Source organism: Candidatus Poriferisocius sp. (assembly GCF_965204015.1).
GTDB lineage: Bacteria > Actinomycetota > Acidimicrobiia > Acidimicrobiales > Bin134 > Poriferisocius.
This window is the reverse complement of record NZ_OZ241965.1, coordinates 478,542-492,930: the sequence shown is the minus strand read 5'-3', so window position 1 is coordinate 492,930 and position 14,389 is coordinate 478,542. Positions and strand designations below refer to the sequence as shown.

Sequence of the window (14,389 nt, the reverse complement as noted above, 5' to 3'; positions counted from 1 at the left end):
CTTTTGGAAAGTAGATTGAACCCGTGGAGTTCCGCCGCATCAACAACCTGCCCCCGTATGTCTTCACCATCATCAACGACCTGAAGGTGGAGGGCCGACGAGCCGGTCACGACATCATCGACCTGGGGTTTGGCAACCCCGACCTTCCATCGCCCGATATTGCGGTGGAAAAGCTGGCGGAAGCCGCCCACAACCCCCGCAATCACCGCTACTCGGCCAGCCGGGGCATCCCCAAGCTGCGCGAGGCCGTTGCCGGGTACTACGCCCGGCGGTTCGGGGTGTATCTCGATCCCGACACCGAGGTGATCAACACCATCGGGGCCAAAGAGGGGTTCTCCCACCTCATGTGGACCCTGCTGCAACCGGGAGACGCTGCCCTGGTCCCGTCGCCGTCTTATCCGATACATCTGTATGCCCCGCTGTTCACCGGCGCCGAGGTGCGGGAGATTCCGCTCAGCACCGGAACCGATTTCTTCGGCACCATGCAGGAGCGGTGGCAGTACTCCTGGCCCAAGCCCCGCATCATTGTGCTGTCGTTCCCCCACAATCCCACCACTGCCTGCGTGGACCTGGAGTTCATGGCCGGCGTCGTGGCCTTTGCCAAAGAGCACGATGTGTTGCTGGTCCACGATTTCGCCTACGCCGACCTGGGGTACGACGGCTATTTGCCGCCGTCAATCATGCAGGTTGAGGGGGCCAAGGATGTGGCGGTAGAGCTCTACTCCATGACCAAGTCCTTCTCCATGGCTGGCTGGCGGGTGGCGTTCATGGTGGGAAATCCCCAGGTGGTGGCGGCGTTGGCCAAGCTCAAGTCGTATCTGGACTACGGCACCTTCCAGCCCATTCAAATTGCCGCCACGGTGACCCTGAATGAGGCCCCCGGTTTTCCCAAAGAGGTGTGCGACATCTACCAGAGCCGCCGAGACGCCCTTTGCTCGGGGCTGAACCGCATGGGCTGGGAGGTGGAGCCTCCCAAGGGGACAATGTTCGTGTGGGCCAAAATCCCCGAGCCCTACCGGGAGATGGGTTCGGTGGAATTCGCCTCCTGGCTGGTTCGCGATGCCCGGGTGGCGGTGTCTCCCGGCGTTGGTTTCGGCCCCGGTGGTGAGGGCCATGTGCGGTTCGCCCTCATCGAGAATGAGCAGCGAACGGCACAGGCCGTCCGCCAGCTCCGCCAATCGCTGACCAAGCTGGGTTAGCGGGCTAGCCCCCCATGAGAGTCGGCGTGCTGACCGGAGGCGGCGACTGCCCCGGACTGAATGCGGTGATACGGGCCATCGTGCGCAAGGCCGAGCGCCATTACGGCGACACCGTGCTTGGCTTCCTTGACGGCTGGCGGGGAGTTCTCGAAGGCGACTTCATCGAGTTGGATGTGGAGCGGATGCGGGGCACTCTGCCCCGAGGGGGCACCGTTTTGGGCACTTCTCGGATGTCGCCCCGGATGTACGAGGACGGGATCGAGCGGGTGCGGTCGACCATCGGGGCGACGGGCACCGACGCTTTGATCGTCATCGGAGGTGAAGGCACCTTGTCGGCGGGCGTCGGAGTCAATGAAGCCGGAGCGGCCAACGTCGTCGGTGTTCCCAAGACCATCGACAACGACATCGGACTCACCGAGCTCACCTTCGGATTCGACACCGCGGTGGGGGTGGCCACCGCGGCCATCGACCGACTGCACACCACCGCCGAGTCGCACGATCGGGTGATGGTGGTGGAGGTGATGGGCCGCCATGTGGGGCACATCGCCACCTGGGCGGGTATCGCCGGAGGCGCCACGCTCACCCTGATTCCCGAGGAGCCCTTCGACATCGACGCGGTGGCCGAGGCCATCACCCGGCGCCATCAGCGGGGCCGGTGGGCGTCCATTGTGGTGGTGGCCGAGGGTGCCCGGCCCATAGAGGGGACCCTGGAGATGCCCGAGCCCGAGATCGACCAGTTCGGTCATGCCCGGCTGGGGGGAATCGGCCAGTTGGTCGCCACGGAGATTGAGGCTCGCACCGGTTTCGACACCCGGGTGACGGTATTGGGCCACGTCCAGCGGGGTGGCACCCCCTCCGCATTGGATCGGGTTCTGTGCTCGCGGTACGGCATCGCGGCCATCGACGCCGTCCACGACGGGGACTGGGGATCGATGGTGGCCTTCAGAGGCGGGGAAATGGCCCGGGTGCGATTGGCCGATGCGGTGGCCGAGCTGAAGCCGGTCAGCCCCGCTCTCTATGACGTGGCCAAGGCCTTCTTTCCCTAGCCAGCGTTCACCTTCAGGGTCGCGGTCTCAGGAGAAGTCAAGGGTGAAATCTGGGGGCAGCCCGGGCGGCAGGGTGGGCCCGGGCTCGGGGGTAGGAGTTGCCGCGACGGTGGGTGTCGGTGTCGGGGTGGGCGTTTCGGGCGGCGCGGTGGGCGTGGGGGTCTCGGTGGGTGTGGGGGTCTCGGTCGGTGTGGGTTCAGGCGTGGGTTCGGGCTGGTAGTCGGGGTCGACCGACTGGAAACCGCCGCGGGTCACCGGAACGTCGCTTTCGCCGTTGTCGGTGGGAAGCGGCACGGGGTTGCCGTTCAGCAGCAGGGAGAAGCGGGCGGTTCCGGTGGTCTCGGTGGCGGTGAACACCAACTGCGCCACCGCCAGCTGGCGGTTCTCGCCTTCGATGCGCTCTTCGAAGACCTCTGATTCCAGGGCCACGGTGACGAGGTCGCTGGCTTGGTCGATGTCAACGGCGACCACTTCGACGTCGGCCGGTAGGGCCGTGGACAGGGCTTGTTCGGACTCCTCTTCGTTGGGCGCGGAGAACAGGGCCTCCAGCACCGTGATGGGGCGGGCCGGGCTGGCCACGTCGCGGGCTACCGCAGACAGCAGGTTGTTCTCGTCGATCAGGTAGATGAGCACCTCCTGGGTGACCAGCGGAGTCGGCTCTGGAGTGGCGGTAGCCGCCACCAGGTCATCGGGGAGTAGCGAGTAGTCCAGCGCTCGGGGTCGGCTGTCCTCGGGCACCGAGCAGGCTGCGGCCAAGAGCAGGGCTGCGGCCAGGCCCGCCCAGATGCGCCAGAGTGCTGCTGGCCGGGTCATAGGACTGCGATGGGCAGGTGGACGACGAAGCGAGCACCTGGGAGGCCGTCGAACCGGTCTTCACACCAGACCCGACCCTGGTGAAGGCGCACGTGCTCGGCTACCAGCGCTAAGCCCAAGCCCACACCAGTGCTGACCCCCCGCTCGCCTGCTTCCCGGCCTCGGGAGAACCGGTCGAAAATATGTTCCTGCTCGTCGGCGGAAACGCCCGGCCCGGCGTCTTCCACGACGATCTCAATGTTCTGTCCTTGATGCTGGAGGACGATGCCGGTGGCGCCCCGGGCGTACTTTTGAGCATTGGTCAAGAGATTGTCGATGACCTGCATCAGCCGGCGCTTGTCGGCTTGGACCCGCACAAGGGCGGTGGCCGGATCGCAGTGGATGGGGATGTTCACCGGGCTGGTGGCCGCTACCGCGTTCTCAACGAACTCGAGCAGGTTAAATGTGTCGAGGTCCAGTTCGGCGGTGCCCACATCGAATCGGGAGATCTCCAGCAGGTCCTCTACGAGGTGCTCGAATCGGTTGACATCCTCGGTCAGCAGGTCTAGCGCGGTTCGAGCCCGCTCGGGCAGTTCGGCCCGCCGAGTGTTCATGACCTCCACCGACGCGGAGAGGGTCATGAGGGGCGACCGCAGTTCATGGCTCACCTCAGAGGCGAACCGCTCGTCCTGGGCGATCCGGTTTTGGAGGGCGCCCACCATGTCGTTGAACGAGTCGGTGAGCGCGGCCAGCTCTCGGGCGGCCCCGGCCTCCAGACGAGTGCTGAGATCGCCTTGGGCGATGGACTGAGCGGCTTCGCCGATGCTTACCAATGGGCGCAGCAGGCGGCGGCTGGCCCAAAAGCCGACTCCGGCCGATGCCAGGGTCACACCCGCGCCCGCGCTGGCCAGGATGATTCCCAGTGAGCCCAGGGTGTCCTCAATCTCGTCCAGCGGGGTGGCCTCGTAGTAGGAGGCGTTGCGGTCGGGGATGGGGATGCCCACCACCAGGAAGGGCTCGCCCCTGACCCGGTAGCGCATCTGGGCCGGCCTCCCGCCCTCTACCGTGCGGCGCAGGCTCTCGTCGATGTCGCCCGACTCGAACTCGAAAGACTGCTGGAACCAGTCGCCCCCCACCCGAAGAACCGGGCGGGAGCCTTCCGGTGTGGCCAGCGTGCTGATCAGGTTCTGGAGGGCTTCCGACTCGATGTCGGGATTGAGGCGGCGGCTGACCGTGGAGGCGTTGAACCCCACCGTGGCCAGGGCATCGTTCTCGCGCCCGTTGAGCAAGTTTTGGCGGGTCAGCGCAAACACGGTCACGCTGAGCAGTGCCGACAGCAGAAGGGTGGTGAACACGAAGGCCAAGATGATGCGAGTGCGAAGCCCAAGTCGCCGGGCCCGGGAGCCCGCTCGGTGCCAAATGCGGGAGCGGGGTCCCGGCCGCGTCGGCATCAGCTTCGTCCCTATGCCTGGAGCTTGTACCCCAAACCGCGGACGGTGACCACGTAGCGCGGGTTGGCCGGGTCGGTCTCGATCTTGGTGCGCAGCCGCCGGATGTGCACGTCCACCAAACGGCCGTCGCCGAAGTACCCGAGATCCCACACCCGCTCGAGGAGCACTTCTCGGCTGAGTACCTTGCCGGAATTGGTAGCCAACTCGACCAAAAGTCGGAACTCAGTCTTGGTGAGATGGGCCTCTTCGCCGCTGACGGTCACCATCCCCTGCTCGGGCATGATCTCCAGTTGGCCGAATCGGAGATCGCTCATGGCGGTGTCGGTGATTCGCACTCGGCGCAGCAGGGCGCGGATGCGGGCGGAGAGCTCCTTGGGAGCGAAGGGCTTGGTCAGGTAGTCGTCGGCCCCGGCCTCCAATCCGGCCACCACGTCATGGGTGTCGGCTCGGGCGGTCACCATGATGATGGGCACGTCGCTGGTCCGGCGCAGCGTGCGGCACACCTCGAACCCGTCGATGTCGGGAAGCATGATGTCGATGAGCACCACATCGGCGGGCGTCTCGGAGAACGCGGCGAACGCCTCCTGACCGTTGGCCGCCTCTAGAACGTCCCAGCCCTCGTCTTCGAGAGCCAGACGGACCGCGGTACGAATCCTCTCGTCGTCCTCAATGGCCAAGATGCGGGTTTCCACCCTTGAATGGTGCCCGATTTTCGGCCCAAATGCGTGGCAGGAAGGCCTATATTTGGTCGGCCTCGGCCTCCCGCAGCAGTTTCAGCAGGGTGTCGGCCACTCCCGGCGAAGCCGCAAACACGAAATCGCTGCTCGGAGGGCCGCCTTTCAGGTCTTGGACAACCGCGCCGGCCTCTTCGGCTATGAGGGCTCCGGCGGCGTAGTCCCACGGATTCAGCCCCACCTCGAAGAAGGCGTCCACTCGGCCGCAGGCCACCGTGCAGAGGTCGACCGCCGCCCCACCCACTCGCCGGATGTCGCCGATGAGGGGCAGCAGCTCCCCCAGCACCTCGGCTTGGCGCGGTCGCCGTTCGTGGGCGTAGGAGAACCCGGTGGCCACCAGGGCCAGAGCAGGGTCGCCGTCGGGGCGGACGGTGATGGGACTTCCGTTGCAGCGGGCCCCGCCACCTCGGTGGGCGGTGAAGGTCTCGTCGAGCATTGGATCGATCACTGCGCCGGCCACCACCTGGCCGTCGGTCTCGGCGGCCACCGACACCCCGAAGCCCACATGGCCGTGGACGAAGTTCACCGTTCCGTCGATGGGGTCGATGATCCAGCGCACCCCGCTGGTGCCGTCGCGACCCGAGCCCTCTTCTCCCATAACCCCGTCATCGGGCCGATGAGCGGTCAGGAAGTCGACAATGGCGGCCTCGCAGGCCAGGTCCATGTCGGTTACCAAGTCGGTGCGGGAAGACTTGGCCGTGATCTGGCGTTGGGCACCGGTCTCGGCTCGCAGCAGCGATGCCGCCACTTCGGCGGCGTCGGCGGCCAGCTTCTCCAGGTAGTCCCAGGCAGGAGTCCCTGGCATTGGAGATGGTTCAGGTTCTGGCACAGATGAACTCTACGCTGATGGGGATGGTTTCTCGCGGAGTGGTTGATCTTCGGTCGGACACGCTGACCCAGCCGACGGAGCCCATGAGGCAGGCCATGGCCACCGCGCCCGTTGGGGATGACCGCTACGGGGAGGACCCGACGGTCAATCGCTTGGAGGAGCGGTTCGCCGAACTGGTCGACAAGCCCGCCGCGGTCTATGTGCCGTCGGGCACGATGGGCAACCAGATCGCCCTTCGGCTGCACGGAGTGGCGGGAAGCAACGTGGTGGTGGGCCGGCGGCAGCACTTGATGTCCTATGAGAGCGGTGCTGCTGGCATGAACAACGCCTTTCAGATCTACGCCGTGGACGATGTCGGCGGAGTACTGGATGCCGATGCGGCGGCCGAGGCAGTGGCGGCTGGAAACGGCGGCTTTTGGCCTCCGGTGTCGCTGATCTGCCTCGAGAACACCCATCTCGCCTCTGGTGGTCTGGCCGTGGGGGCTGGGGAAATGGTCGCGGCTGCCGCACTGGGGCCGCCCGTGCATCTGGACGGCGCCCGCCTGTTCAACGCCGCCATCGCGTTGGGAACTCCGGCTCAGGAACTGGCCAAAGTGGCGACCACAGTCATGTCTTGCGTGTCCAAGGGATTGGGGGCACCGGTGGGCTCGCTGCTAGCCGGGCCCGCCGATCTGGTCACCGAAGCTCGTCTGCACCGGCGGCGGCTGGGCGGAGCCATGCGGCAGGCCGGGGTGATCGCCGCCGGCGGGCTATTCGCCCTAGAGCATCACATCGATCGGCTGGCCGACGACCACGCCCGTGCCCAGCGGTTGGGCGACGTGGTTGCCGAGCGGTGGCCCGGTACTCGCTTGGGCGAGGCCGAGTCTGCCTGCGGGCGCCCCCACACCAACGTTGTGGCGTTTCGCCATCCCGACGCGCTGGCCCTGTTGGACCATCTCCATCAGGCCGGAATCCGAGCCGGGCTACTGGCTCCCGGTATCGTGCGCTTCGTCACCCATCTCGACGTGGACGACAGCGACATCGACCGAACCGTCGCCGCCCTGTCGTCTGCTCCTGAATAGTCTGGGATTGCGTCTAGTAGGTGTCCCGGTCTTGGCGGCGGCCGCCGAAGCGGCGCCACTCGTCCATAGCCCGCAGAGTCAAGATGGCCACCACCGCCAGTCCCACCGCCCCGGCCACCGCCCCCACCAGAGCGCCGAGCCCAGTCCACAGGCCGCAGTTGCCATCGCACTGGAGGTCGATGTAAGCGAACCCAATCAGCCCCCCGCAAAGCCCCCCAAGCAATATCGCCGCAAACGCCAGCCACCTCGCCCCCTTGGGAGGCAGCGCCGAGCGCTCCTCAGGCGAACCCGGATCGACCATCCGCCCATGTTACGGGGCGATTGGCTGTAAACCGACTCTCCGTTGTTGTAGTAGCTGGTGCGGTAAGGAATGGAGATCCACAGTGCCCGGTCAGGAAGCCGGCCATTCTCACTTCGGATTTCTCGGCCTCGTGCTAGGGGCGAACAGAGGGCGTTTGGGATTGGCGGTGTTTTTGATGCATGGGTCTGACCAGGACTTTTGGCGCTCAGCGCACATCGTGGCCGATTCCGGTGCGGTGGCGTGGGGTGACGGCACTGAAGTCGACGCCTATCCGCTAAGCCTCCATCTCGACATCACCGGTCAAACCTTCGACGAACTGTCTTCTTCGGAAAACCTTCTCAGCAATCGCTGACTAGCCGGCTGGCCGGGTGTGGATCCGCTGCATGGCATGCTTGTCCCATGCCTGGGCCCCGTGCAGCCGACCACAGCACCGCGGGGGCCGATGCGCTGGATGCCAGATCGCAGATGACCGAGACCGCCTTCACCGCTGTGTGCCAGACGGCCAGGATCTCTGCTCTGGTAGTCCTGTTGGGCGTGGTATTCCCGTGGATCAGAGTCCGCGGGGAGGCGTCAGCGAGTTCTGTGGAGGGTTACGAGACCGCCGATGGTGTATGGGTGTTCGTCCTGGGATTTGTCACCGTCGTTGCCGTCGCCGTGTACAAGAACACCGAGAGGTTGTGGTCGCTCGTCCTGGCGTCCCTGTCCTCGCTGGCGATCACCACCACCGCGGTCGTGGACATGGTGTCGCTGCGGCGGCTGGTGGGCGACTGGCCCGAGCCGCGTGAGGCGAGCGTGCAGTTCGGCCTGTACACGGTGCTGGTCGCCAGCATCGCCCTGGCAACCGCAGTCGCCGTACTCGTCTTTGAGTATGCGAGGCAGGACAAGGCTGATCGGCAGCGTTAGGGCTCACCTGCCCCCGCTATCACGACCCCCACGAGCCCTGCGTCGGAGTCCGCCTTGCGCAAGTGCGGCGACCTTCTCCATTGGCCCCTGCGGTGTACGCCGGGATTGCGTGCCGTCTTATTGGGGGCGCGACAGTGAACTTTGGACGAAATGTGAGCCATGTTGCTTATGTTCAAAACGGTTGTGGGCCGTCGGTGCCGGTTTGGCCGGAGGCGGTTGACGTTGCCGGGCTGTCGCTGTTGGAGTTGCGGGAGCGGCTGGGGCTGATCAAGAGGGCCGAGGCTCGGCTGGCTGCGATGAAGACGGCCGCTTTGGGGGAGTATGCCAGCCGGGGAGGCGAGGGGTTGGCCCGCCGGGTGGCTTTGGAGGAGCTTCAGACCTCCAAGCAGCAGGCCCGCCGGGAGGTGGAGACGGCCTCCCAGTTTTCGCAGGTTCCCGAGACGCTGGACGCGTTGGGGGCGGGGGAGATTCCCGAGGCTCATGCCAAGCAGATCGCCAAGGCCGCTTCCCAGGGGCCTGTTGATGAGACCGTGCTGGTGGAAGCGGCCCGACATCAAGACTTCGGCACCTTCTCTCGGACGTTGCGCGACCACCAGCACGAGCAATCGGGCGACGACGGCAAGTCGCTGATGGCCAAGCAACGGGAGCGCCGCAACTTGAGCTTCTTCAAGTCGCCCGACGACGGAATGTTCATTCTGAACGGCCGGTTCGACCCTGTAGCCGGGAATCGCATTGAGGCTGCGTTGGCCGATGAGGAGCGACGTCTGCGCAACGACAAGAGCGACCAAGCGGCGGCCGATCAGGCTACGTTCAACCAGCGCCTAGCCGATGCCCTGGAGAACCTGGTCTGCGCCGAGTCTGGTGATCGCAAGCCGCAGGGCACCACCCTGGTGGTGACGGCCGATTGGGACTCGCTGAACCAGAAACTGGCCAATGCCCGCCTGCTCGACGGTACGCCGCTGCCTCTGTCTGAGGCTCTGCGGCTGGGCTGCAACGCCGACATCCTGCCTGCCATATTCGACACTCAGGGGCAGGAACTGTGGGTGGGGCGCAAGTACCGCTCGGCTACCGACGCCCAGCGGGATGCTCTCATCGTGAGGGACAAGCACTGCATCGGATGCGGCCGTTCGGCTGCTTGGTGCGAGGTGCATCACATCGTCGAATGGTTCCGAGGCGGGCTCACCGATATCGACAATCTGGTGCTGGTCTGCCCCAGTTGCCACCACAGCATCCACGACGACGGCTGGGTTGTGCATCGAAACAAGAACGGCACCTACGAGTTACGACCGCCACCCGAGCCTTGCGCCGATCTCCCAATCTGGAAATCCAAGTCCAATTCGCCTCCCCACGAGTCCGAGCCATTTCCCGATGTAGGAGTGAGCAACCATCGGCCCCGCAACGTTGAGCCTGTGTTGCTGAGTTGAACTCAGGGCGTGCTGTCGCTGGGTCGGGCCATACTGGTGAAGTGGCGGAGGCAGTGTCGGGGCGAGTTCGGGATTGGGCGGTGGCCGGGGGAGTTGTTCAGCGGGGGGAGCAGTTGCTTTTGGTGCGCAATCGGCGCCGGAATGACTCAGTGGAGTGGAGTACTCCTGGCGGGGTGGTAGATCCAGGGGAGACGATGCTCGAGGCGTTGGGCCGGGAGGTGCTGGAGGAGACCGGGATCCAAGTCAGCGTTTGGGAAGGGCCGCTGTATGAGATCACCGTGGACTTCACCGACTTGAGGTGGCGGCTCAGAGTGGAAGCCCATCGGGCGGTGGATTGGAACGGCGAGATCGTCCTGGAGGATCCTGACGGCATCGTGGAGCACGCTGACTTCTATGACTCCGACGATTGCGAAGCCCGCCTGGTGCAGAGTCCCCGCTGGGTGCGCGAGCCGCTGTTGGAATGGTGGCGTCGGCGCCCTGAGCAGATGCTGAGCTACCGCTACGAAGTGACCGGCGCTGAGATTGATGGCCTCACGGTGACTCGGTTGTAGATCGTGTCGGCGATGACGAGGAAGGCTCAGAGCGAAAGCCCTCGTCCGCAGTCGGGTTCGATCCTGCATGTGGACATGGACGCCTTCTTCGTATCGGTGGAAGTACTCCGACGCCCCGAGCTGCGAGGCCTGCCGGTGGCAGTGGGCGGTACCGGCAGCCGAGGGGTGGTGGCATCGGCGTCCTACGAGGCCCGGGCTTACGGTGTTCACTCAGCGATGCCCGCCACCCGGGCCCGCCGTCTGTGCCCCGACATCGTGTTCTTGCCCGGTGACCACCCGCTCTATCAGGAGGTGAGCGGGCGCATCATGGGCATCCTGCGGTCGTTTACCCCGCTGGTCGAGCCCCTTTCGGTGGACGAGGCCTTCCTTGACGTTGCCGGTGCCCATCACTCCCCGGTGGAGATCGGCCATCTGATCCGGAAGCAGGTGCTCGACGAGGAAGGCATCCACTGCGCGGTGGGGGTGGCTGCCGTCAAGTTCTTGGCCAAACTGGGCTCCAAGCTGGCCAAGCCCACCCCCACGCCCGCGGGGCCGTCGGAGGGGGTCGGGGTGTTCGAGGTTCCGGTTGGCCAGGAGCGGGCCTTCTTGGCCCCTCGCCCGGTCACCGAGATCTGGGGGGTGGGTCCAGCCACACTGGCCCACCTCGACCGGATTGGGATCGCCACCATCGGGGAGTTGGCTGAGTTCCCACTTGAGAGGCTGGAGGAGGCAATCGGCAAGGCCCACGGCCAGCATCTGCACAACTTGGCCAACGCGGTGGACCCCCGTCCGGTGATTCCCGAGACGGCAGCCAAGTCCATGAGCCGGGAGGAGACCTTCGCCCGCGATCTGCACACTCACGAGGACCTCGGAGTGGAACTGGTGGCCTTGAGCGATTCGGTGGCCTCCCGGCTGCGGGCCGCGGGAAAGGCCGGGAAGACGGTCACGGTCAAGATCCGCTTCAGGGATTTTCGCACCATCACCCGGTCGCACACTCTGGCCAGCGCAGTCGATTCTGGGGTGGTACTCGCTCGAGAGGCCAAACAATTGCTGAAGTCAGTGGATGTGGCTCCGGGCGTGCGCTTGATCGGGGTGGGCGTTTCCGAGTTGGAGGATTCCGACCAACGACAGCTCTCTTTTGAAGACTTTGCCGACTCATCTGCCCCTTCTTGGCATGATGTTGACTTGGCAATCGACCGCATTCGAGACAGATTCGGATCGGGGGCCATTCGCCCTGGAGGTGCTGTTGATACCCGATCCAAGGGAACTGCGTAAGAAGATTGGGGGAGACAACTGGCATTGTCTGGAGAGCCGGCCTGTGAGACACTAAACGGGTGCCACTTTCCGAGGACGAGCAACGCATCCTCAGCGAAATAGAGGAACAGCTTTATGAAACCGACCCGGCACTGGCCCGTGAGGTCGGCCGGACCACGGTCTTCACCCACCCGGCCCGCAATCTGCGGCTGGCCATCCTGGCCTTCATCGCCGGGCTGGTGTACATGATTCTGACGCTCTCCACATCGTTTTGGCTGTCGTTCCTGGGGTTCCTGGTCATGCTGGCCGCATCGCTTTGGGGCTGGAGCAACCTGCGGCAGCTCGGACGGTTCGGGCTTCAGCAGATCAGCGACAGCATCAGCCGGGGCGAAGTGAGCAGCTATCTGCGGTCGCCGGGCCGTCGCATCGTCAACCGCTTGCGCCGCGGCGGTGCCGAGCAAACTGGGCGCGACTAACCCGAGCTCTACGCACAGGAACTACTAGATCAGGGGGTTTGCCCGCGCCAATCCCGCCGCGGCGAACCGATGAGCGGTCGAGGATTGAAGGCGGCCCTCAGCTTCTGCCGGCGACTTACCCTGAAATTGACTTCGGCTCGCACCGACAGCGACCAAGTCCGGGCTAGCCACTGGTTGCGGTCGGTGGGCTCGGTGGGAGCGAAGGTGGCGGCCGCGGCCAGCTCTCCCAGTTGGCGCAAGTCAGGACTGTGGAGCGGGACTTGCTCGATGGCCCGGCGGGCGAACTCGGCGTATGTCTCATCGAGCCGAGGGGCCATATTAATGAGGGCCAGTGACTCCACCGTCTCCTCCCAGAGCAGCCGTATCTTCCCCCGATTGCCCTGCACCCCCAGGAATCTCCGCTGATTCCGGATTCGCTTGAACCAAGGAATGAGCAATATCAGCAAGACGAACAGAAGGGGGGCGGCGATGGAGATCCATGTCTTCCAGGTCAACCCGCCGCGGCCGCTACTGGCCGGTGGTGGCGCACCGCCAAGATCCTCCAACTCGGAGGGGATAAGGCTCTCGAAGTCGATCGGGGGTTCGACGGCGTCGGGCTGGTCGGTCGCCGAATCCTCCTCGAGCATCGCCAGATCGGACCCGCTGACGGCTTGGTTTTCGGCCAAACCGGTGTAGTTCTGAGCGCCGGGGGCTCCCCGACCCGGTGTGGGCTCGAAGGCGACCCAGCCAACACCGGATAGATAGACCTCGGGCCAGGCGTGGGCGTGCCTTCCCCGCACCACATAAAGGTTGGGATCGGCCGGGTCGGCCTCGCCCACAGTGAAGCCCACCGCCACCCGAGCCGGCAGTCCCAGCGACCGGGCCATGGCGGCAAAGGTCCCGGCAAATTGCTCGCAATAACCCCTTCGGGTGTCCAAAAACTCTTCGATCCGGTTTCCGGAGTGGCCGGGGGCCACATTGGCGTCGTAGACGAAGCCACCGTTGCGGAAAAAGTTCTGAAGAGCCAGAGCCTGCTCGTAGCCTGATCCGGCCCCCGTCGTCAGCTGGTTGGCCAGGGCTTTCACCCGGGGGCTGAAGTCGGACGGCAGCGCGGTATAGGAAGCCACCTCGGTGATGGTGGTCGCATCGAGGGGGATAGCCTTGAGAACCTCGGGGTCGAATCGGGGCAGCGCCGACGAGACGGTGTAGGTGAGTCCGTTGGAGCTGGCCAGTGAGGGGCCCACGATGAGTGTGGAAGATGAGGGCTCATAGCTGATGTCGCTACTACTGGTGTTGCCAGTGCCCATGCTGCCGTTGCTGCTGATGTCGTTGCTGGTGACTTCGGCTTCGCTGGTGGCGCCGGTGGTCGCCACCAAGGATCGGGGTTCGAACGCGGCGGGCAACCACACCGCGCCCAGCCGTTCGATGCTGTACTCCTGGACGGATTCCTCCACGCTGGAGCCCGACTGGAACAGCGACGGCAACTGCGTGGGCCGAGCCGCGTAGTCGGCCCGGGAAGTCCACACCCGTCCGTCGAACTGGTCCAGCGAAGTGAGGCGCCAGTAAGACCGCTCATCGGCCCTGACGCGGAACATCACCGTCTCGGCCTGGCTTACCAGTCGGCCCCTGATGTCCACCAAAGGGCTGATCACCACCCTCCCTGCACTCCTCCTGCCCCGCTCAATGGTCTCGGTAAGGTCGATGATCGGGTCTTCGTCGCTGCCCAGCACCGGTCCGGCGGCGACCCCTGCGGCCAACGCCACTGCGGCTATTGCCGCACTCCCGGCCAATAGCGCCCGGCGCCCGGTTGCCGCCCGGCCCTCACCCCCCAGCCAAACGGCATCCGCGGTGCGGGCAGCCACCCGGTGCACTGAGGTGAACACCAGCAGGGCCGCAGTGAACACCCCGATGGTCAGAATCCGGTTCTGGTCGTCGCCCACCAGCCCCACGAAGCCGAAGGCGGCAATCGGCAGCACCATGGGCTCGAACAAGGTCCGCGTTCGCATCGCAGTCCAGTCATTGAGGAAGGCCAGCAGCCACAATGCGGCCATGGCGCTCACGATGAAGCCGTCCACCGGCTCCACTGGAGGACTGAGGTCGCCGAAGGAGGTCCAGGCTTGCTCTACGTCGTCGGCTAGTGCAGTCCAAGTGTCACCGACGGGCAAACCCCAGAAGGTGGTGGCCCAGTAGTGGGACCATGCAACCGTCAGGATCAACCCGACCGCGGTGGCCAAAGATGAGATCAGCAATCCCCAGCCGATGCGACGAATGGCCAGCGCCAACAGATGGCTGATCGCGGCGGCCCCGAATACGGGCAGTATCCAGGCGTCTCCTTCGAAGACTCGGATGAGGCTGAAGGCGGTGGCCGCGGTCAGAACCGGTCCGGCGATTTCCATGGCGGATTCCCACC

The 14,389-nt window shown here is 65.3% G+C and carries 15 protein-coding genes; 9 read left to right on the top strand and 6 right to left on the bottom strand.

Going from position 1 to position 14,389, the window contains the following annotated elements; genetic code table 11:
• The first annotated feature begins 23 nt into the window (after window positions 1–23).
• Together ACOGJC_RS02270 and ACOGJC_RS02265 are read left to right on the top strand one after the other, a co-directional pair.
• The gene (locus ACOGJC_RS02270) at window positions 24–1,199 is read left to right on the top strand and encodes an aminotransferase class I/II-fold pyridoxal phosphate-dependent enzyme (protein ID WP_419846895.1); all 1,176 of its coding nucleotides are present in this window, start codon (window positions 24–26) and stop codon (window positions 1,197–1,199) included.
• Between the two features lie 14 nt (window positions 1,200–1,213).
• On the top strand, window positions 1,214–2,245 hold the full coding sequence (locus ACOGJC_RS02265; protein ID WP_419846894.1) for a 6-phosphofructokinase: 1,032 nt from the start codon (window positions 1,214–1,216) through the stop codon (window positions 2,243–2,245).
• Between the two features lie 27 nt (window positions 2,246–2,272).
• Here ACOGJC_RS02265 and ACOGJC_RS02260 read toward each other — a convergent pair whose 3' ends face one another.
• Genes ACOGJC_RS02260 through ACOGJC_RS02245 form a run of 4 tightly spaced genes read right to left on the bottom strand, consistent with a single transcriptional unit; the run spans window position 2,273 to window position 6,027 of the window.
• Window positions 2,273–3,058, bottom strand: a complete 786-nt coding sequence (locus ACOGJC_RS02260; protein WP_419846893.1) for a GerMN domain-containing protein — start codon at window positions 3,056–3,058, stop codon at window positions 2,273–2,275.
• On the bottom strand, window positions 3,055–4,488 hold the full coding sequence (locus tag ACOGJC_RS02255) for a sensor histidine kinase (protein ID WP_419846892.1): 1,434 nt from the start codon (window positions 4,486–4,488) through the stop codon (window positions 3,055–3,057). The genes ACOGJC_RS02260 and ACOGJC_RS02255 overlap by 4 nt, the downstream gene beginning before the upstream one ends.
• 11 nt (window positions 4,489–4,499) lie before the next feature.
• Window positions 4,500–5,180: a response regulator gene (locus ACOGJC_RS02250; RefSeq protein ID WP_419846891.1), complete on the bottom strand. Its 681-nt coding sequence runs from the start codon at window positions 5,178–5,180 to the stop codon at window positions 4,500–4,502.
• Between the two features lie 46 nt (window positions 5,181–5,226).
• A complete protein-coding gene (locus ACOGJC_RS02245) occupies window positions 5,227–6,027 on the bottom strand; it encodes an inositol monophosphatase family protein (protein WP_419846890.1) in 801 nt (266 codons plus the stop codon).
• 47 nt (window positions 6,028–6,074) lie between these two features.
• Here ACOGJC_RS02245 and ACOGJC_RS02240 point away from each other — a divergent pair, with 47 nt between their 5' ends.
• Window positions 6,075–7,112 carry a threonine aldolase family protein gene (locus ACOGJC_RS02240; protein ID WP_419846889.1) on the top strand — a complete coding sequence of 346 codons (1,038 nt, stop codon included), beginning with the start codon at window positions 6,075–6,077 and terminating at the stop codon, window positions 7,110–7,112.
• A gap of 13 nt (window positions 7,113–7,125) precedes the next feature.
• Here ACOGJC_RS02240 and ACOGJC_RS02235 read toward each other — a convergent pair whose 3' ends face one another.
• The gene (locus ACOGJC_RS02235; RefSeq protein ID WP_419846888.1) at window positions 7,126–7,413 is read right to left on the bottom strand and encodes a hypothetical protein; all 288 of its coding nucleotides are present in this window, start codon (window positions 7,411–7,413) and stop codon (window positions 7,126–7,128) included.
• Between the two features lie 82 nt (window positions 7,414–7,495).
• Here ACOGJC_RS02235 and ACOGJC_RS02230 point away from each other — a divergent pair, with 82 nt between their 5' ends.
• The 6 genes from ACOGJC_RS02230 (at window position 7,496) to ACOGJC_RS02205 (ending at window position 12,000) form a co-directional block, all read left to right on the top strand.
• A complete protein-coding gene (locus ACOGJC_RS02230) occupies window positions 7,496–7,765 on the top strand; it encodes a hypothetical protein (RefSeq protein WP_419846887.1) in 270 nt (89 codons plus the stop codon).
• 47 nt (window positions 7,766–7,812) lie between these two features.
• Complete coding sequence (locus ACOGJC_RS02225; protein ID WP_419846886.1) at window positions 7,813–8,316, top strand: hypothetical protein; 504 nt, start codon at window positions 7,813–7,815, stop codon at window positions 8,314–8,316.
• Window positions 8,317–8,510: 194 nt separating this feature from the next.
• On the top strand, window positions 8,511–9,740 hold the full coding sequence (locus ACOGJC_RS02220; protein WP_419846885.1) for a DUF222 domain-containing protein: 1,230 nt from the start codon (window positions 8,511–8,513) through the stop codon (window positions 9,738–9,740).
• Window positions 9,741–9,781: 41 nt separating this feature from the next.
• The gene (locus ACOGJC_RS02215; protein WP_419846884.1) at window positions 9,782–10,291 is read left to right on the top strand and encodes an NUDIX hydrolase; all 510 of its coding nucleotides are present in this window, start codon (window positions 9,782–9,784) and stop codon (window positions 10,289–10,291) included.
• A 12-nt stretch (window positions 10,292–10,303) separates the two neighbouring features.
• A complete protein-coding gene (locus tag ACOGJC_RS02210; RefSeq protein WP_419846883.1) occupies window positions 10,304–11,545 on the top strand; it encodes a DNA polymerase IV in 1,242 nt (413 codons plus the stop codon).
• 59 nt (window positions 11,546–11,604) lie between these two features.
• Entirely contained in the window at window positions 11,605–12,000 is a 396-nt protein-coding gene (locus ACOGJC_RS02205) for a DUF3040 domain-containing protein (RefSeq protein ID WP_419846882.1), read from the top strand.
• Between the two features lie 29 nt (window positions 12,001–12,029).
• Here ACOGJC_RS02205 and ACOGJC_RS02200 read toward each other — a convergent pair whose 3' ends face one another.
• The gene (locus tag ACOGJC_RS02200; protein WP_419846881.1) at window positions 12,030–14,375 is read right to left on the bottom strand and encodes a transglutaminaseTgpA domain-containing protein; all 2,346 of its coding nucleotides are present in this window, start codon (window positions 14,373–14,375) and stop codon (window positions 12,030–12,032) included.
• Window positions 14,376–14,389: the final 14 nt, after the last annotated feature.